General features: G+C 76.6%; 16 protein-coding genes. 12 read left to right on the top strand and 4 right to left on the bottom strand.

Features of this window, described 5'->3' with window-relative positions; all coding sequences use genetic code 11:
* Nucleotides 1-11: 11 nt before the first annotated feature.
* A complete protein-coding gene (locus tag ACI780_RS14725; protein ID WP_456872630.1) occupies nucleotides 12-1,148 on the bottom strand; it encodes a DUF3866 family protein in 1,137 nt (378 codons plus the stop codon).
* Nucleotides 1,149-1,226: 78 nt separating this feature from the next.
* On the opposite strand from ACI780_RS14725, the gene ACI780_RS14720 reads away from it, so the two are divergent.
* The 5 genes from ACI780_RS14720 to tatC all read left to right on the top strand — a co-directional run bounded on the left by ACI780_RS14720 (nucleotide 1,227) and on the right by tatC (nucleotide 4,769).
* The gene (locus ACI780_RS14720) at nucleotides 1,227-2,216 is read left to right on the top strand and encodes a helix-turn-helix transcriptional regulator (RefSeq protein WP_456872631.1); all 990 of its coding nucleotides are present in this window, start codon (nucleotides 1,227-1,229) and stop codon (nucleotides 2,214-2,216) included.
* On the top strand, nucleotides 2,213-3,193 hold the full coding sequence (locus tag ACI780_RS14715) for a helix-turn-helix transcriptional regulator (RefSeq protein WP_457003768.1): 981 nt from the start codon (nucleotides 2,213-2,215) through the stop codon (nucleotides 3,191-3,193). Before ACI780_RS14720 ends, ACI780_RS14715 begins: the two co-directional genes overlap by 4 nt.
* Before the next feature lie 10 nt (nucleotides 3,194-3,203).
* On the top strand, nucleotides 3,204-3,416 hold the full coding sequence (locus ACI780_RS14710; protein ID WP_456872633.1) for a hypothetical protein: 213 nt from the start codon (nucleotides 3,204-3,206) through the stop codon (nucleotides 3,414-3,416).
* Nucleotides 3,417-3,499: 83 nt separating this feature from the next.
* Nucleotides 3,500-3,826 (top strand): Sec-independent protein translocase subunit TatA, encoded by a 327-nt coding sequence (gene tatA, locus ACI780_RS14705; RefSeq protein WP_457003765.1) that lies wholly within the window; start codon nucleotides 3,500-3,502, stop codon nucleotides 3,824-3,826.
* 19 nt (nucleotides 3,827-3,845) lie between these two features.
* On the top strand, nucleotides 3,846-4,769 hold the full coding sequence (gene tatC, locus ACI780_RS14700) for a twin-arginine translocase subunit TatC (RefSeq protein WP_457003763.1): 924 nt from the start codon (nucleotides 3,846-3,848) through the stop codon (nucleotides 4,767-4,769).
* Between the two features lie 93 nt (nucleotides 4,770-4,862).
* Here the strand turns inward: tatC and ACI780_RS14695 are convergent, their stop codons facing one another.
* Nucleotides 4,863-6,362, bottom strand: a complete 1,500-nt coding sequence (locus ACI780_RS14695; RefSeq protein ID WP_457003761.1) for an FAD-dependent oxidoreductase — start codon at nucleotides 6,360-6,362, stop codon at nucleotides 4,863-4,865.
* 191 nt (nucleotides 6,363-6,553) lie between these two features.
* On the opposite strand from ACI780_RS14695, the gene ACI780_RS14690 reads away from it, so the two are divergent.
* From ACI780_RS14690 to ACI780_RS14680, 3 genes are all read left to right on the top strand, one after another.
* On the top strand, nucleotides 6,554-7,492 hold the full coding sequence (locus tag ACI780_RS14690) for a diacylglycerol kinase family protein (protein WP_457003759.1): 939 nt from the start codon (nucleotides 6,554-6,556) through the stop codon (nucleotides 7,490-7,492).
* Between the two features lie 158 nt (nucleotides 7,493-7,650).
* Complete coding sequence (locus tag ACI780_RS14685; protein WP_457003757.1) at nucleotides 7,651-10,497, top strand: DEAD/DEAH box helicase; 2,847 nt, start codon at nucleotides 7,651-7,653, stop codon at nucleotides 10,495-10,497.
* A gap of 126 nt (nucleotides 10,498-10,623) precedes the next feature.
* Nucleotides 10,624-11,247, top strand: a complete 624-nt coding sequence (locus tag ACI780_RS14680) for a DUF4333 domain-containing protein (protein ID WP_457003755.1) — start codon at nucleotides 10,624-10,626, stop codon at nucleotides 11,245-11,247.
* 44 nt (nucleotides 11,248-11,291) lie between these two features.
* On the opposite strand, the gene ACI780_RS14675 is transcribed toward ACI780_RS14680, so the two are convergent.
* Nucleotides 11,292-12,284 carry a 5'-3' exonuclease gene (locus ACI780_RS14675; protein ID WP_457003867.1) on the bottom strand — a complete coding sequence of 331 codons (993 nt, stop codon included), beginning with the start codon at nucleotides 12,282-12,284 and terminating at the stop codon, nucleotides 11,292-11,294.
* A gap of 103 nt (nucleotides 12,285-12,387) precedes the next feature.
* On the opposite strand from ACI780_RS14675, the gene ACI780_RS14670 reads away from it, so the two are divergent.
* The 4 genes from ACI780_RS14670 (at nucleotide 12,388) to ACI780_RS14655 (ending at nucleotide 17,190) form a co-directional block, all read left to right on the top strand.
* Nucleotides 12,388-13,527: a M24 family metallopeptidase gene (locus tag ACI780_RS14670; protein WP_457003753.1), complete on the top strand. Its 1,140-nt coding sequence runs from the start codon at nucleotides 12,388-12,390 to the stop codon at nucleotides 13,525-13,527.
* Nucleotides 13,502-13,987: an Lrp/AsnC family transcriptional regulator gene (locus ACI780_RS14665; protein WP_456872641.1), complete on the top strand. Its 486-nt coding sequence runs from the start codon at nucleotides 13,502-13,504 to the stop codon at nucleotides 13,985-13,987. The genes ACI780_RS14670 and ACI780_RS14665 overlap by 26 nt, the downstream gene beginning before the upstream one ends.
* Nucleotides 13,988-14,000: 13 nt before the next feature.
* Entirely contained in the window at nucleotides 14,001-14,891 is an 891-nt protein-coding gene (locus ACI780_RS14660) for a DMT family transporter (RefSeq protein ID WP_457003750.1), read from the top strand.
* Between the two features lie 139 nt (nucleotides 14,892-15,030).
* Nucleotides 15,031-17,190, top strand: a complete 2,160-nt coding sequence (locus tag ACI780_RS14655; RefSeq protein WP_457003748.1) for an intein-containing Rv2578c family radical SAM protein — start codon at nucleotides 15,031-15,033, stop codon at nucleotides 17,188-17,190.
* Between the two features lie 22 nt (nucleotides 17,191-17,212).
* Here ACI780_RS14655 and ACI780_RS14650 read toward each other — a convergent pair whose 3' ends face one another.
* Complete coding sequence (locus ACI780_RS14650) at nucleotides 17,213-18,076, bottom strand: hypothetical protein (RefSeq protein ID WP_456872644.1); 864 nt, start codon at nucleotides 18,074-18,076, stop codon at nucleotides 17,213-17,215.
* Nucleotides 18,077-18,165 lie beyond the last annotated feature (89 nt).

Here is an 18,165-nt window from a genome sequence, read left to right as displayed (position 1 = left end):
CCTCGGGCGGGTCAGTCGGGCAGCGGCACCCGCAGGGCGGCGTAGCGGCCGGCCGCGGCGGCGGCGAGGAAGTAGGCGCGCTCCTCCGGCCAGCCGCGGCCCATGGTCGACAGCGTCACCGGCGACAGCTGCAGCGCCTCGTCGAGCCCGTCGACGTCGACCCACACCACCCGGTTGCGCTCGGGCTGCCCGGCGAGGTCCTCCTCGACCTGCTGCCCGAGCTCCGAGCCCAGCCCGCGCGGGGCGACCAGCGTCACCCCGGCCAGCGCCACCCGGCCGAAGGCGGTCAGCGAGTGGTGCGACACCCCGCGGTGGCGGGGGCGCGGGTCGGCGTCGGAGATCCGCAGCGCCCCGATCGGCTCCCCGCCGAGCACGCTGACGGCGTTGCACGCCTCGCCGGCGGCGACCCCGGAGAAGCCCCACGGCGTGCCGGTGCCCAGGTTGCCCGGCCCCTGGGTGACGACGGCGACGTCGGCGCCGAGCACGTGCCGCGCGGCGAGCAGGCCGGTGTGCAGGGTGACCGCCTCGAGGTCCCCGCCGAAGGCCTGCCCGACGGTGACCACCCCGGTCAGCGACGGCGCCAGCGTGTGCAGCGTGCGGGAGAACCCGGCGACCAGCGCCCCGCCGTCGGTCATCACGTAGGCGACCCTGAGGTCGGGGTCGGTGGCGAACACCCCGATCAGCGCGGCCGGCAGCGCGGAGTGCAGGTCGGCGACGACGACCGGCATGCCGCCGAGGTCCTCGGCCTCGGCGATCGCGGCGTGGTGCTCGGTGTCCTGCTCGTCGACGCCCCGCACGCTGACCTGCATCGGCGTGTACCGCGCCTTGACCAGGTGCCCGGGGCCGGAGGGGTCCGGTGGCAGCCGGTCGGGGACGGCGACGACGAGCGCGTACCCGCCGGTGCCCAGCCGCTGCGCCCAGGCGGTGGTGTTGAGCAGCACCTCGTCGCCGACCTCGGGGACGCCGACCAGCGACGGGTGCGCCAGGGACCGCACCTCGCCGTCGCCGGGTACCTCCACGGTCAGCTCCACCGCGTCGCGCCAGCTGCGCCCGGTCGCCGTCACCCGCCCGCGTCGCCAGCGGATGCGCTGCCCGTTGCCCTGGACACTGCCCTGGACGCTGCCCGGCACGGTCGTCTCGTCCCCCACGCGGACACGCTAACGAGCGTCCCGGGCGGGCGCGGACCGGACCGGGTGCGATCGGCGCGGTCTGACTAGCCTGGGCCCGTGTCGGCGAAGCGGGCGGAGCGGCTGGTCAACCTGGTCATCGCGCTGCTCGGCACCCGCCAGTACGTGACCGCGGCCCGCATCCGCGCCACCGTCCCCGGCTACGAGCCCGACGACGGCACCGCGCGCGCCGACGAGGCGTTCAAGCGCATGTTCGAGCGCGACAAGGCCGAGCTGCGCGAGATGGGCGTGCCGCTGGAGACCGGTCGCACCAGCGTCTTCGACACCGAGGACGGCTACCGCATCGCCCGCGCCGACTACGAGCTGCCCGAGATCACCCTCACCGGCGAGGAGGCCGCCGCCGTCGGCCTGGCGCTGCGGCTGTGGGAGTCCGCGCAGCTGGCCGGCGCGGCGCACAGCGCGCTGGTGAAGCTGCGCGCGGCCGGCCTCGACGTCGACCCCGGTCGGGCGCTGCCCATCCAGCCGCGGCTGGACTCCGACGAGCCGGCGTTCGAGCCGGCCTACGCCGCCGCCCGCGACCGCCGGGTGCTGCAGTTCGACTACCGCCGTCCCGACGAGGCCGCCCCCGCCCGGCGCCGGGTGCAGCCGTGGGGGGTGGTGGCCTGGCACGGCCGCTGGTACCTGGTGGGTCAGGACCTCGACCGGCAGGCGCCGCGGGTGTTCCGGCTGTCCCGGGTGGTCGGCACGCCGAGGGCGGTGGGGCCGGAGAACGCGTTCGAGCCGCCGGCCGACCTCGACCTGGCCGCGGTGGTGGCCCGGCAGGCCGACCGCTCCGGCGGGGGAGAGGAGCACGTGGTGGTCGTGCGCGCCCGCCCGGGCACCGCGGTCGGGCTGCGCCGCGGGGCGCAGCCGCTGGGCGCGGGGGAGGACGGGGAGGACCGGCTGCAGCTGCGCACCACCGAGCCGTGGCGGCTGGCCGACCAGCTGGCCGCCTACGGTCCCGACGTCGTGGTGGAGGCGCCGGCGGAGGTGCGCGCGGCGGTGGTCGAGCGGCTCACGCGGCTGGCGGCCTCGGGGGAGCACGCGTGAGCACCCCGGCGACCACCGAGCGGATGACCCGGCTGCTGTCGCTGGTGCCCTACCTCACCGCGCGGCCGGAGGGTGTGCCGCTTTCAGAGGTGGCCCGCGACTTCGGCGTCCCCGAGCGGCAGCTGCGGCGCGACCTGGAGCTGCTGTGGATGTGCGGCCTGCCCGGCTACGGCCCCGGCGACCTCATCGACCTGTCCTTCGAGGGCGACCGGGTGCGGGTCACCTTCACCGCCGGCATGGTGCGCCCGCTGCGGCTGACCACCGACGAGGCCGTCGCGCTGGTGGTCGCGCTGCGCACGCTGCTGGACCTGCCGGGCCTGGCCGAGCAGGACGCGGTCAGCCGTGCGCTGGCCAAGGTGTCGGCCGCCGCCGGGCACGCCGCCGAGCGGGTGACCCCGGTGGCGCTGAGCGTCGACGCCCGCGAGCAGGCCCTCGCGGTAGTCCGGGAGGGCCTCGAGCGCGGCCGGGCGCTGCACCTGCACTACTACGTGCCCACCCGCGACGAGCGCACCGAGCGCACCGTCGACCCGATGCGGCTGCACCTGGTCGACGGGCGCTGGTACCTGGAGGCCTGGTCGCGGGAGGTGGCCGGGGTGCGGCTGTTCCGCCTCGACCGCATCGACGACGTCGAGGTGCTCGACGAGCCGGCCGCCCCGCCGCCGCAGGCCGCCCCGCGCGACATCGCCTCGGGGGTGTACCAGCCGCCGCCGGACGCGCCGGTGGTGCGGCTGCGGCTGGCCCGCACCGCCCGGTGGGTCGCCGAGTACTACCCGGTCGAGGACGTCCGCGAGGTCGACGACCCGCCCGGCGGCCTGGCCGTCGCCCTGCGCACCGCCGACCTGGCCTGGGCGCGGCGGCTGGTGTCCTCCCTCGGCGGGGCCGCCGCCGTCGACGAGCCGGCCGAACTGGCCGCGGCCGTGGCCGCCGACGCCCGCGCCGCGCTGGCCCGCTACGGGCTGGGGGACGCCGGGGCCTAGGGTCGGCGCCGTGCTGCTGTGGGTGGTCTGGATCGCCGTCGTCGTGCTGTCGCTGGTCGTGCTCGGCGCGATCGCCTTCGGCGTGCTCGGGGCCGGCCGCCGGCTGGCCCGCGAGCTGGCCGCCGCCGAGCAGGACGTGCGGCCGGTGCTGGAGCAGGCCCAGGCCACCGCCGCGCGGGCGGCGCGGCTGCAGGCCGGTGACCCGGGCGCCGGCACCCGCTGACCTGCGGCGGCCGACGTCGCGCGCCTCGGGAACGGAGACCGCCGGGCGTAGCATCGCCCTCGTCCACTCGACCTGGAGGACGCATGAACCTCGGCCCGCTGGAGATCGGCCTGATCATCCTGGCCGTCCTGCTGCTGTTCGGCTACAAGAAGCTGCCCGACGCCTCCCGTTCGCTGGGCCGCTCGCTGCGCATCTTCAAGGGCGAGATGAAGGGCATGAAGGACGACGACGCCCGCCCCGCCGCGGCGCCCCCGGCGCCCCTGTCGTCGTTCACCTCGTCGCCGGTCCCGCTCGACGCCGCCGACCGCGACCGGCGGGCGCAGCTGGAGGCCGAGGCGGCCGCCGCGGAGGCGCGCGCGGCCGAGCTGCGGGCGCGCGCCGCCCAGCCCGGCGCCGCCGACGCCCGCTGACCGCCCCCGGGGCAGCGGCGTGAGCGGTCCGTCCCTGCGGCGTCGCCGGCGGCGGCCGCGGGACCCCGAGGCGACGATGACGCTCGTCGCCCACCTCACCGAGCTGCGCAACCGCGTCGCCAAGGCGCTGCTGGCGCTGGCGCTGGGCACCATCGCCGGGTTCCTCTGGTACGACCACGGGCTGCTGACCTTCCTCAGCGAGCCCTACTGCTCGTTGCCGGCCGAGCTGCGCTTCCAGGGCGAGGAGAACTGCCGGCTGGTGGTCCTCGACGTCTTCGGCGGCGTGCTGCTGCGGCTGAAGATCGGCCTGATCGCCGGGGCGGTGCTGTCGAGCCCGTTCTGGCTGTGGCAGCTGTGGGCGTTCATCACCCCGGGCCTCAAGCGCAACGAGAAGCGCTACGCGGTCACCTTCGTCGCCGTCTCCACGCTGCTGTTCGCCCTGGGCGCGGTGCTGGCCTACATCACGCTGTACAAGGGCCTGGAGCTGCTGCTGCAGCTCGCCGGTGACGAGGTGGCCTTCCAGCTGACCGCCCCGGACTACCTGGGCTTCGTCATCAGCCTGCTGGTCGCCTTCGGGCTGAGCTTCGAGCTGCCGCTGATCGCCGTCGCGCTCAACCTGGTCGGGGTGCTGTCGCACGCGGCGCTGGCGAAGAGCCGGCGGTGGATCTTCTTCCTGACCATCGTCTTCGCCGCGTTCGTCACGCCCACCCAGGACCCGTTCACCATGCTGGCCATGGCGCTGCCGATGGTGGTGCTGTTCGAGCTGGCCATCCAGGTCGCCCGCGTCGTGGACAAGCGGCGGGCCCGGCGCGAGGCGATCGAGCACTTCCACGGCCTGTCCGACGACGAGGCCTCCCCGCTGGACGCGGCGCCCACCCCGCCGGAGCAGCTGCTGGCCGGCGACGCCGCCCCGGCCGACGGCCCGGGCGCCCGCTCCCGCTGAGCACCCCGCACCCGCACACGGACGAACGAGGGCCCGCCGCTCCGAGCGGCGGGCCCTCGTCCGTGCCGGTCCCGGGGTGCCGTGCCAGCCGTGTCAGCGGACGGCGGCGTCCGGCGCCCAGGCCGCCAGCGCCTCCACCAGCCGCCGCCGCGGCGGGCCCACCGGTGCTCCCGGCGGCGGGCCGCCGGCGGGCCGCTCGTCGGGCGACTGCCGGGGCGGCCCCGGGCGGAACGGGCCGCCGTCGTCGGCGGTGACCGCGCTGTCGCGGGGGCGCCCGGCCTGCGGCGGCGGGCGGCCGGGCAGCCAGCCCTGGGCGAGCATCTCCGCGACCCGGGGGCGCACCGCGTCCAGCGCCGCCGGCGGGTCGACGAGGTGGAAGTGCCGCAGCACCGCGCGGGCCACCACCGGGTCGGCGCCGGCGGCGGCGAGGACGAGGAAGTGGGGGACGGGCGCGGCGCGGTCGGGCCCGGCGCCGGCCGGCGGGCCGGTCATCGGCGGGCGGCCGTCGCGCACGTTGCGCCAGGCCTGGGCGCGGGCGACGTCGGTCATCCGGGCGTCGTCGAACCACGCGCGCAGCTCGCCGTCGACCCAGGCGTCGACCTGCGCCCGCCACGCGCGGGCGTCGTCGGGGGCGGCGGCCACCGCGGCGGCCAGCCGCAGCGCGTGCGTGATGGCCAGCGCCGAGCCGCGGCCGAAGTGGGGGTTGGTGGTGCAGACGGCGTCGGCGAGCGGCTGCAGCCCCAGTGGCGCGGCGTCGTCGAGGGTGCGGAAGGTGCTGCGCAGGCCGCTCATGACCATGACCGGGGAGACCGGCTCGGCCCGCTCGGGGTCGGTCCACTCGGCGGCCAGGGGCACCACCTGCGTGGCCGCCTCGAAGGCCGCCTGCTCGCGCAGCGGGTCCAGCTCGGGGTCGTCGGGCAGGCGGGTGAAGCAGACGGTGAAGGTGCCGGCGTCGTGGGGGAAGACCAGCAGCGTGTAGCCGTCGCCCTCGGCCACCGAGATGACGTTGCGGTTGACGGTGCCGAACGCGGCGCCGGGCCGCAGCCGGTAGCGGCGGGAGACGTACACCTCGTCGGCGGGGACGTCGACCTCCTCGCGCAGCCACGGGCGGGAGAGCCGCCCGCGCCGGCCGGTGGCGTCGACGACGAGGTCGGCGGGCAGCAGCGTGCCGTCGGCGAGCCGCACCCCGGCCACCCGGTCCCCGTCGACGGCGACCTCGCTGACGGCGGCCTCGTCACGCGTCACCCCCGGCTCGGTCTCCACCGCGGTGCGCAGCACCCACTCCAGCGTGCTGCGGCGGCACCACAGGGCGGTCAGGTCGTCGGGGAGGGCCACCGGGCGGGCCCCGCGGTCCAGCAGCGCCTCGAGGACGTCGGGCAGCGCCGCGGCCAGCTCCGAGTACAGCCGGGCCAGCAGCGCGTGCGGCTGGTGGAACTGGGCGACACCGCGCCGCTGCCAGTCCTCCACGCCCGCGACGTCGCCCGGGCGCGGCGCGGGGTCGCGGTCGACGAGCCGGACCTCGTGCCCCTGCCGGGCGAGGGCGAGGGCGGTGGTGAGTCCGGAGATGCCGGCACCGGCGATGACGACCTGCATGACTCCTCCAGGGTGGGCTCACCCGGATCCGGCGGGGAGGTCGGTCGGTGAGGTCGGGATCGGTTGCGGGGTGAGACGAACGCCGCGTCATCATGCACCTGCACCGGCCGGTGTCACAGCCGCTCGGGCACCGTCGGTGGCAATGACGCACGAACGTGTCACACGGCGCCCGGCGGCCGGTCGGAGAGGGGGTGGGCAGCGGTATGGAGGTCGCCGTCCTGGTCAGCCCGGCCGCCGGGCGCGGCCGGGCCCGGGTGGTCTCGGCCGCCGTCCTGGCCACCCTGCGCCGCGCCGGGCTGGTGCCGCGGGTGCTGGCCGCCGCCGGCCGGGACGAGGCGGAGCGGGCCGCCGCCGACGCCGTCGCCGCGGGCACCGGCGCGGTGGTGGCCGTGGGCGGGGACGGCGCCGCGCACGCCGCGCTGCAGGCGGTGGCCGGGACGGGCACGCCGCTGGCGGTCGTCCCGGCCGGCACCGGCAACGACCTCGCCCTCGCCCTGGGCGTCCCGCCGGAGCCGGTGGCCGCCGCGGCCGCGGCCGCCGCCGACCTGCGCGCCGGCGGGGCCCTGCGCACGGTGGACGCCGGGCGGGCCGGCGGGCGCTGGTGGGCCACGGTGCTGTGCTGCGGGTTCGACTCCGCGGTGACCGACCGGGCGAACCGGCTGCGCTGGCCGAGGGGTCCGCGCCGCTACGACGTCGCGATCCTCGCCGAGCTGGCCCGGCTGCGGCCGCGGGAGGTGGTGCTCACGCTCGACGGGGCGGCGCGGACGGTGCCGGTGACGCTGGTCGCCGTCGGCGACACCGCCTGGTACGGCGGGGGGATGCGGGTCTGCCCGGCCGCCGACCCCGCCGACGGGCTGCTCGACGTGACCGTGGTCGGCCCGGTGTCGCGCCGGGAGCTGGTGCGCACCCGCCCGCGGCTGACCGCGGGCACCCACGTCGGGCACCCGGCGGTGAGCGTGCACCGCGCCGCCCGGGTGGAGCTGGCCGGGGCCGGGCTGACCGGCTACGCCGACGGGGAGCCGGTGGCCGCGCTGCCGCTGGTGGCCGAGGCGGTGCCCGGCGCGCTGACGGTGGCCGGCAGCGGCCGTGGGGGCGGCCAGGGTCGCGGGGGCCTCGATCAGGTGACCTGATCGTGGCGGGTCCTCCCGCACGGTGGGAGGTGCGGGAGGACGCCCGGGGGTGCGGGAGGACGCGGGTCCGGCCCGTCACTGGTTGACCGTTATCCCCAACTTGCGCGCACGACCGACCGGCCCGGCGGCCCGGCAGGGGAGCGCCTAACGTGGAGAGCATGTCCAGCCCCGCCGAGCGGTACGCGGCTGCCCGGCGGCGCAGCGCGCACCCGACCCTCGCCGACTTCACCGCCGAGCTCGGGTTCTCCCTCGACCCGTTCCAGGTGGAGGCCTGCGAGGCGCTCGACCAGGGCGCCGGCGTGCTGGTCTGCGCGCCCACCGGAGCCGGCAAGACCGTCGTCGGCGAGTTCGCGGTGCACAAGGCGCTGGCCGAGGGGCGCAAGGCGTTCTACACGACGCCGATCAAGGCGCTGTCCAACCAGAAGTACAAGGACCTCGTCGACCGCTACGGGGAGGAGCGGGTCGGGCTGCTCACCGGGGACAACGCGATCAACGGCAACGCGCCGGTGGTGGTGATGACCACCGAGGTGCTGCGCAACATGCTCTACGCGGAGTCGCCGGCGATCGACGGCCTCGGCTACGTGGTCATGGACGAGGTGCACTACCTCGCCGACCGCTTCCGGGGTGCGGTGTGGGAGGAGGTGATCATCCACCTCCCGCAGTCGGTGACCCTGGTGTCGCTGTCGGCCACGGTGAGCAACGCCGAGGAGTTCGCCGACTGGCTGGTCACCGTGCGCGGCCACACGAGGGTCGTCGTCAGCGAGGTGCGGCCCATCCCGCTGTGGCAGCACATGCTCGTCGGCAGCCGGGTGTTCGACCTGTTCAGCCTGCGCCCGGCCGCACACGCCGCCGAGCAGGGCCAGGACCCGCGCCAGCAGTCGACCCGCGACCGCGGCGCCAGCGTCGTCGATCCCGAGCTGGTGCGCTACGTCCGCGAGCACGAGCGCCGGCTGGACACCTGGGGCGGCGGCAACGGCGGGTCCCGCCGCGACCGCGACTGGCACCGGCCCCGCCACCGCCCGCCGGCGCGCTCGGAGGTCGTCGAGCGCCTCGACCGCGCCGGGCTGCTGCCGGCGATCACCTTCATCTTCAGCCGCAACGGCTGCGACGCCGCCGTCGCCCAGTGCCTGCAGTCCGGGCTGCGGCTCACCGACGAGGCCGAGCGGGCCGAGATCGCCCGCATCGTCGACGAGCGCACCGACGGCCTGCCCGACGAGGACCTGCACGTGCTCGGCTTCTGGGAGTGGCGCGAGGGGCTGCTGGCCGGGATCGCCGCCCACCACGCCGGGCTGGTGCCGGCGTTCAAGGAGACGGTGGAGGAGTGCTTCGTCCGCGGCCTGGTCAAGGCCGTGTTCGCCACCGAGACCCTCGCGCTGGGCATCAACATGCCCGCCCGCACGGTGGTGCTCGAGCGGCTGGTGAAGTGGAACGGCGAGGCGCACGTCGACGTCACCCCGGGGGAGTACACCCAGCTCACCGGGCGGGCCGGGCGGCGCGGCATCGACGTCGAGGGGCACGCCGTCGTCGTGTGGGCGCCGGGGATGGACCCCTCGGTCGTCGCCGGGCTGGCCAGCACCCGCACCTACCCACTGCGCTCGAGCTTCCGGCCCAGCTACAACATGGCGGTCAACCTGGTCGGCTCCTTCGGCCGGGCCCGCGCCCGCGAGCTGCTGGCCTCCTCCTTCGCCCAGTTCCAGGCCGACCGGTCGGTGGTGGGGCTGGCCCGGCAGGCCGCGCGGTCCGAGCGCGACGCCGAGCGGTTCGCCGCGGAGATGGCCACCGAGGGCGGGGACGTGCTCGCCTACGCCCGGCTGCGCCGCGAGATCGCCGACCGGGAGAAGGAGCTCTCGCGCGACTCGGCCGCCAAGCGCCGCATCGAGGCCGCCGACGCGCTGGCCGCGCTGCGCCCCGGTGACGTCATCCGCGTGCCCTCCGGCCGCCGGCAGGGGCTGGCGGTCGTGCTCGACCCGGGCATCACCGACCTGGCCGACCCCCGGCCCCTGGTGCTCACCGAGGACAAGTGGGCCGGCCGGCTGGGCAGCGTGGACTTCCCGACGCCGGTGAGCGCGCTGGCCCGGGTGCGGGTGCCGAAGAACTTCAACCACCGCAGCCCGCACGCCCGCCGTGACCTGGCCGCCACGCTGCGCACCGCCCGCGTGGAGAACGACCTCGGCGCCCGGCGGGTCAAGAACCGCTCAGCCGCCGCCGACGACCCGGTGCTGGCCGACCTGCGCCGGGCGGTGCGTTCCCACCCGGTGCACGCGCTGCCCGACCGGGAGGAGCGGGTCCGGTTCGCCGAGCGGTACCTGCGCGCGGTCGCCGACGCCGAGGCCACCCACCGGAAGATGGCCGAGCGCACCGGGTCGCTGACCCGGCAGTTCGACCGCACCTGTGACGTCCTCGAGGAGCTGGGCTACCTGGTGCCCGAGGCCGCGCCGCTGGTGCCGGCCGACACCGCGGAGCCCACTCCCGTCGACGACGTCCCGCGGGTCACCGAGGAGGGCCGCCGGCTGGCCCGCATCTGGTCGGAGGGCGACCTGCTCGTCGCCGAGTGCCTGCGCGCGGGCGCGTGGCGCGGGCTGGGCCCCGCCGAGCTCGCCGCCGCCGTCTCCACGCTGGTGTTCGAGGCCCGGCGGGAGACCCCCGGGCAGCCGGCCGTCCCGGCCGGGCGGGTCGCCGGCGCGATCGGTGAGATGCGCCGGATCCGCTCGCGGCTGCAGGACGTCGAGCTCGACCGGGGCCTGCCGGCGACCCGCGACCTCGACCTCGGGTTCGCCTGGGCCGCCTACCGGTGGACCGACGGGCAGACCCTCGACCGGGTGCTCGCCGGCGCCGAGCAGGCCGGCACCGAGCTCTCCGGCGGCGACTTCGTGCGGTGGGCGCGCCAGCTCGTCGACGTCCTCGACCAGCTGGCCAAGGTGGCCGACGAGTCGGTGGCCGGGGTGGCGCGTGCGGCGGTGGGCCGCATCCGCCGCGGCGTGGTCGCGGTCGCCGTCAGCGGCTGACCCGGGTCGGACGGCCGCGGCGCGGAGCGGCCGGACGAGCCGCCGGGTGGTGCACAATCCCCCCGCTCCGGTGACGCAGTGTCATCGGAGGACCCGTCCGGGTCGACGGAACGAGCAGGAGCGACGATGACCAACCCCCCGCAGGGTGGCCAGCCGGGGCAGTACGGGCAGCCGGGGCAGTACGGCGGGCAGCAGCCCGGCTACCCGCAGCCCGGCCAGTACGGCCAGCCGGGTGGGCAGTACGGCCAGCCCGGGCAGTACGGGCAGCAGCCGGGCCAGTACGGGCAGCAGCCGGGCCAGTACGCGCAGCCGGGCCAGTACGGGCAGTACCCGCAGCCGGGCCAGTACGGCCAGCCCGGGCAGTACGGGCAGCAGCCGGGGCAGTTCGGGCAGTACGGCCAGCCCGGGCAGTACGGCCAGCCGGGCGGCTACGGGCAGCAGCCGAAGAAGTCGCGGACCGGCCCCCTCATCGGGACGGCGCTGGCACTGGTGGTCATCGCGGTCGCGATCGTCCTGGCGCTGGCGCTCGGCCAGGACGTCCTCGACGCCGGCCGCGCCGAGAGCGACATCGCCGAGCAGTTCGAGGAGACCTTCGGCGTCGGCATCGAGGTCTCCTGCGACCAGGAGATGGTGGTGGAGACCGGCGCCACCTACGAGTGCGCGGGCACCACCGAGGACGGCGAGGACGTCACCATCCGGGTCGCGATCACCGACGCGGACTCCGCCGCCTACACCTGGGACGTCGCCTGAGCTGACGGGCAGCTGCGGCCGGTGTCCGCGCGGTCCAGGACGTCTCAGTCGAGGACGTCTCGGTCGAGGACGTCTCGGTCGAGGTCGTCTCGGTCGAGGTCGTCTCGGTCGAGGTCGTCTCGGTCGAGGGCGTCGGCCGGCCAGCCCAGCGCGGCGCCCAGCCGCCCGAGCGAGGACCCGATGCCGTGCCGCTCGGCCAGGCCGGCCAGCGCCGCGGCGTCGGCCGGCCGGCGGGGCAGCGTCCCCTCCACCGCCGGCAGGTCGATCCCGCGCGCCACGGCGACCACCACCGGGGCGGCGTCGAGGTACTCCGCCCCGGCGTGCAGCCGCTTGAGGACGGCGGCGGTCAGCGGCGGGCGGGGGACGGCGGTGCGCGCGGCCGCCGCCCGGATCCCGGCCAGGTCGCCGAACTCGCTGATGAGCGCCGCCGCCGTCTTCGCGCCGATCCCGGCCACCCCGGGCAGCCCGTCGCTGGGGTCGCCGCGCAGCACCGCGAAGTCGGCGTAGGCCCGCCCCGGGATGCCGTACTTCGCGGTGACCGCGGCCTCGTCGACCACCTCGATGTCGGTGATCCCGCGGGCGGTGTAGAGCACCCGGACCCCGCGGGCGTCGTCGACGAGCTGGAAGAGGTCGCGGTCGCCGGTGACCACGTCGACCGGCCCGCGGGCGCGGGTGGCCAGCGTGCCGATGACGTCGTCGGCCTCGTAGCCGGGCGCCCCGACGCGGGCGATGCCGGCGGCGGCCAGGACCTCCACGAGCACCGGCACCTGGGGGCCGAGCTCGTCGGGGGTCTCCTCCCCGCCGTCGGGGGACAGCCGGTGCGCCTTGTACGACGGCAGCGCCGCCACCCGGAACGCCGGGCGCCAGTCGTCGTCCCAGCAGGCCACCAGCCGGTCGGGGCCGTGCGCGGTCAGCAGCCGGGCGGTCATGTCCAGGAAGCCGCGGACGGCGTTGACCGGGCGCCCGTCGGGGGAGGTCACGCTGGTCGGCACGCCGTAGAAGGCCCGGAAGTAGAGGCTCGCGGCGTCGAGCAGCATGGTCGTCACGGGCGGGGACGGTAACGGTCGGGGGATCCCCGGCGGGAGCGGCCGGCGCCCGGGGCCGGTGTCCTGCGTCGGTGTGCGGGGTTAGTGTCCGGGCGTGGCAGACAGCACGGGGGCCCTCGTCAGCATCGACCGGGTGCACGCCGCGAGCGCCGTCGCCGCCGAGCTCGGCGTCGACGTCGTCGTCCTCACCCCGGGCTCGGACCTGCGCTACCTGTGCGGCTACCACGCCCACGCCATGGAGCGGCTGACGGCGCTGGTGGTGCCCCGCAGCGGTGAGCCGCTGCTGGTGGTGCCGCGGCTGGAGGCGCCGATGGTCGACGCGAGCCCGGCCGGCGCCCTCGGCCTGGACCTGGTCGCCTGGGACGAGACCGACGACCCCTTCGCCGTCGTCGCCCGCGAGGCCACCGCCCGGCTGGGCGCCGCGCCCACCCGGGTCGCCGTGGGTGCGCGCACCTGGGCCGAGCACGCCCTCGGCGTGCACCGGGCGCTGCCGGGCTCGGCGCTGGAGCTCGCGACGCCGGTGCTCGACCGGCTGCGGATGGTCAAGACCCCGGCCGAGGTCGAGGAGCTCGCCGCGGCCGGCGCGGCCATCGACCGGGTGCACGCCCGGATGGGGGAGTGGCTGCGGGTGGGCCGCACCGAGGCCGAGGTGGGCGCCGACATCGCCGCGGCGATCCTCGCCGAGGGGCACGTCGCCGTCGACTTCACCATCGTCGGCTCCGGGCCCAACGGCGCGAGCCCGCACCACGAGCTCTCCGACCGGGTGGTGGGCGCCGGCGACGTCGTCGTCGTCGACATCGGCGGGGAGACCGCCACCGGCTACCGCTCCGACTGCACCCGCACCTACGCCGTCGGCGAGGAGCCCGGCGCCGAGGTCGCCGAGTGGTACGCCGTGCTGCAGGACGCCCAGCAGGCCGCCGTGGCCGCCGTCCGGCCCGGCGTCACCGCCGAGCAGGTCGACGCCGCCGCCCGCGACCGCATCGCCGCGGCCGGCTGGGGCGAGCACTTCATCCACCGCACCGGGCACGGCATCGGCCTGGACACCCACGAGGCGCCCTACATCGTCGCCGGCAACGACCTGCCGCTGGAGGCGGGCATGGCGTTCTCCGTCGAGCCGGGCATCTACCTCGCCGGCCGGGCCGGCGCGCGCATCGAGGACATCGTCGTCTGCACCGACGAGGGCGTGCGCGCCCTCAACCAGGGTCCCCGTGCGCTCGTCGTCCTCCCCGGCTGACCCCGGCGGGGAGCACCCCACCACGCCCGACGTCGACCGGGCGCTGCTGGCGATGCTGGCCCGCGACGGGCGCGCCAGCTACACCGAGCTGGCCGCGCGGGTGGGGCTGTCGGTCTCGGCGGTGCACCAGCGGGTGCGCCGCCTCGAGCAGCGGGGCCTGATCACCGGCTACCGCGCCACCGTCGACGCCCGGCTGGTGGGCCTGGGCCTGACCGCGTTCGTCTCCATCACCCCGCTCGACCAGGCCCACGCCGACGACGCCCCGGCCAAGCTGGTGCACCTGGACGCCATCGAGGCCTGCTACGCGGTGGCCGGCGTGGAGAGCTACCTGCTCAAGGTGCGGGTGGCCTCCCCGGAGGCGCTGGAGGCGCTGCTGCGGGAGATCCGCACGACGGCGAACGTCAGCACCCGCACCACCGTCGTGCTGTCCACCTCCTACGAGGACCGTCCTCCCGTCTGAACCCGGAGGACCGGTGTCGGAAGCCGACGTGGCCCGCGGGATCGGGGACCACCTGCCCGGCACGCTGCTGGCCCTGCTCGCCGCGGTGCTCTTCGGGGTGGGGTCGGTGCTGCAGCACGAGGCGGCGGCCCGGGCCGCGACCGGCGGGCGGCTGCGGATGCGGGCGATGGTGCGCCAGCGCACCTGGCTGCTGGGCCAGGCGACCACCACGAGCGGGACCGGCGCCCAGGTCGCCGCCCTCGCCCTCGCCCCGGTGTCGCTGGTGCAGCCGCTGCTCGCCGGGGAGCTGGTGGCCGCCCTCGCGGTGCGGGCGGCGCGCTCCCGGCGGTCCCCGAGCCGCCGGGAGTGGACCGGTGCGCTGCTCACCGTGGGCGGGCTGGTGGTCTTCGTCGTGGCGGCCCGCCCGGGCCGGGCGACGGCCGGGCCCCCGCCGGCGTGGGCGTCGGTCGCCGCGGTCGTGGTGGCGGTGCTGGCCGTCGCGCTCACCGCCCGCCTCGGGTCCGGCAGCGCCGCGGCGCTCGCCTGCGGTGTCACCGGGGGCCTGGCCGCGGGGGTGGCGGCGGTGCTGGTCTCGGCGGCGCTCGGCGTGCTCGCGGCCGACGGGCCGGCCGCCGCGCTGCTGCGCCCCGAGCCCTACGGCGCCGTCGTGGCCTCCGTCGTCGCCCAGGTGGGCGCGCAGCAGGCCTACGGTCGCGGCTCGCTCGCCTGGTCCCTGCCGGCCCTGGTGGTGGTCGACCCGCTGGCCGCGGTGCCGGCGGCCCGGCTGCTGCTGGGGGAGCACCTCGAGCCCGGGCGCGCGCTGGTGTGGGGCCCGGCCGCACTGGTCGCCGTGGTCGGCGTCGTGCTGCTCACCCGCACCGAGCCGCGCCCACCTCCGGTGGCGGCACCCGCGGCCGGGAGCTGAGCGGTGTCCTGGCCGCCCGTCGTCGGTTCCCTGGACCGTTATCCCCAACAGTCGCGAACCCCAACAGGGAAAGCGACGAACCGCTGACCACCGACGGGGGCGACTGGACATCTCGTCGAACGTGTGTTCGCATCGGTCCGTGCGCTGGGAGGGGCAGCGGCTGGACGCCGACGACGGGACGCTGCTGCCCGGCATGCCGAGCGCCCGCGGTCTGCTGCGCAGCGTGCAGGTGCCGGAGTTCCCGGGTGTGACGTTGCACGAGGTGCTGGCCCGGTCGGCGCTCAACGAGGTGCCCGCGGCCTCGCGCATGCCGTTCCGCTACACGATCAACCCCTACCGGGGCTGTCTGCACCAGTGCGTGTACTGCCTCGCGGGTGACACCCGTGTCCTCATGGCCGACGGCGACCAGCGACCGATCGCCGATCTGCGCGTCGGGGATCGGATCGTCGGGACCGAGCGCCGCGGGACCTACCGGCACTACGTCGAGACGGAGGTGCTCGCGCACTGGGGCACGACCAAGCCGGCTCACCGGGTGACGCTCGCCGACGGGACGGAGATCATCGCCAGCGGTGACCACCGCTTCCTCAGCGCACGGGGGTGGAAGCACGTCACCGGGACGACGTCGGGGCACGCGCGGCGTCCTCACCTGACGACCAACGACGAGCTGCTCGGCTTCGGCCGGTCCGGTGCCACGCCGCCGAACTGCACCGAGTACCGGCGAGGATGGCTCACCGGGATGATCCGGGGTGACGGGCACCTGGGTGTGTACCGCTACCAGCGGCGCGGGCGTCGACACGCCGATCAGCACCGCTTCCGGCTGGCGCTGATCGATCCCGAGGGACTGGACCGCGCCCAGACGTACCTGGCCGAGATCGGCATCCGCACCGACCGGTTCGACCTCTCGGCGGCCACACCCACCCGACGTGCACTCACCGCGATCCGGACCTCGGCGGCCGCGAGCGTCGCCCGCATCACCGAGCACATCACCCGGCCGGACCGGCCGAGTGACGCGTGGCGACGCGGCTTCCTCGCCGGCATCTTCGACGCCGAGGGCAGCCGCAGCGGGCACACGGTGCGGATCGCCAACACCGACCCCGAGATCCTGGGCCACACGCAGGCTGCGCTCGTGTCCTCGGGCTTCGATGCGGTCCTCGAGGACCGACGCCGCCCCGACGGACTGACCTGCGTCCGTGTCCGTGGGGGTCTGCGTGAGCACCTGCGCTTCATCCACCTCGTCGACCCGGCGATCCGGCGCAAGTGCGGGGTGGCGAGCACCGCGGTCACGAGCGATGCCGATCTGCGCATCGTCGAGATCCAGGACCTCGGCCTGGAGATGCCGATGTTCGACATCACGACAGGCACCGGCGACTTCGTCGCCAACGGGGTGATCAGTCACAACTGCTACGCCCGGTCGACGCACGAGTGGCTGGACCTCGACAGCGGCCGCGACTTCGACACGCAGATCGTCGTCAAGACCAACCTCGTGCAGGTGCTGCGCCGGGAGCTGGCGCGGCCGTCGTGGCGCCGCGAGCACGTGGCGCTGGGCACCAACACCGACCCCTACCAGCGCGCCGAGGGGCGCTACCGGCTGATGCCGGGGGTGATCCGCGCGCTGGCCGACTCCGGGACGCCGTTCTCCGTCCTCACCAAGGGCACCCTGGCGCGCCGCGACGTCCCGCTGCTGGCCGACGCCGCCCGCGACGTCCCGGTGGGGTTCGGTGTCTCCCTGGCCATCTGGGACGACGACCTGCACGCCTCCCTCGAGCCCGGGGTGCCCTCTCCGCGCGCCCGGCTGGACCTGGTCCGCGCGGTCACCGACGCCGGTCTGCCGTGCGGGGTGTTCCTGGCGCCGGTCCTGCCCGGCCTGACCGACCGGCTCGCCGACCTCGACGCCGCGCTGGCGGCCGTCGCCGCGGCCGGTGCCACGGGGGTCACCGTGGTCCCGCTGCACCTGCGGCCGGGCGCCCGCGAGTGGTTCTCCGCCTGGCTGGCGCGCGAGCACCCCGCGCTCGTGCCGCGCTACCGGCAGCTCTACCGGGGCGGCCCCTACGTGCCGTCGGAGTACCGCTCGTGGCTGGCCGAGCGGGTGGAGCCGCTGCTGCGCCGGCACGGCCTGGACCGGCACGCGAGCGGGCAGGCGCGGGCCGGGCAGGCGCCGTCGGGGGTGCCCGGTGACGGTGAGGCCGCGTTCCCGGCCGGCAGCCTGCCGCCGGCGGGGGAGGCCCGGCCGGTGCGGCGGGGCGGGAGGCGCGCGGCGCCGCCGCCCGGGGGCGTCCCGGGGCAGCTGTCGCTGCTCTGACCCGCGCGGGGGAGGGGAGGGGTCAGTCCGCGGCCGTCGCCGGGGCAGCGGACGCCCGGTTGGCGCGTGCGGCCCGTTCGGCCCGGACCGCTCCCCGGGGGGCCACCGGCTCGGTGCCGGCGGCCAGGGCCAGCCGGCGGTAGGAGTCGTAGGACAGCGTCTCGTAGACCGCGGCCAGCGCCTCGGCCTGCTGCCGCCGCCGGCCGGTGGTCGACCCGCGCAGGTACAGCGCGGTGCGCACGGCGTGCTTGGCGAAGGTGACCTGCAGCGCCTGGCTGGACAGCCGTCCGCCCACCTCGGAGGCGAAGCCCGGGCCACGGCGCAGCGCCGGCAGCACCCACACGCTCTCCGCCAGCGCGGGGAACCGGTTGCGGACCGTCTCCCACGCGTGCCAGGCGGTCAGCGCGCCGGGCACCGCCCACTCGCCGTCGTCGGTGTGCACCACCAGCCGCCGTGCGGTCGGGTGCACCTGGTCGCGGCGCAGGTCGCGGAAGGTGCCCACCGGCGCCGGCCAGTGCAGCGCGATCGCGCACCAGACGACGGTGCGCAGGTGCTCGGGCTGCTCGCTGCGGACCTCGGTCAACGGCCGCAGGTCGAGACTGCGGGGGTCGGGCTCGGGGGTCGGCGGCGTCGGCAGCGGGACACCGCCGTAGCGGGCGACCTTGCTGTACAGGGTGACGGTGGCCGGCTTCCAGCCGCGGGCCGCGGCGACGTCGTCCATCCCGCCGCTCGCCAGCTCCTCGGGGCCCAGGCCCAGCTCCAGCGCGGCGTCGACGAGCCGCCGCCACTGCACGGCGTAGCCCTCGGGGGGTTCCAGCCGCGCCCACTCGCGGGCCGCGGGCACCGACGGCATCTCCGGGAGGGGTCCCTGCCACGTCCGGCTCACCTCCCCACCATACCCGTTATCCCCAACAACAGCGACAATCTTCGTACAAGCCAAGAGCGACGATGACGCCCGAGGCACCCCTCAGGCGA

This window comes from Geodermatophilus sp. SYSU D00814 (genome assembly GCF_054050055.1).
This window is presented reverse-complemented; position numbering and strand designations above follow the sequence as displayed.

Bases quoted from the DNA above. Each gene is read 5' to 3' on its own strand.
- tatA (WP_457003765.1), top strand. From the start codon at position 3,500: ATGAACCTCGGCCCGCTGGAGATCGGCCTGATCATCCTGGCCGTCCTG.
- ACI780_RS14695 (WP_457003761.1), bottom strand. From the start codon at position 6,362: ATGCAGGTCGTCATCGCCGGTGCCGGCATCTCCGGACTCACCACCGCC.
- ACI780_RS14685 (WP_457003757.1), top strand. From the start codon at position 7,651: ATGTCCAGCCCCGCCGAGCGGTACGCGGCTGCCCGGCGGCGCAGCGCG.
- ACI780_RS14680 (WP_457003755.1), top strand. From the start codon at position 10,624: ATGACCAACCCCCCGCAGGGTGGCCAGCCGGGGCAGTACGGGCAGCCG.
- ACI780_RS14675 (WP_457003867.1), bottom strand. From the start codon at position 12,284: ATGCTGCTCGACGCCGCGAGCCTCTACTTCCGGGCCTTCTACGGCGTG.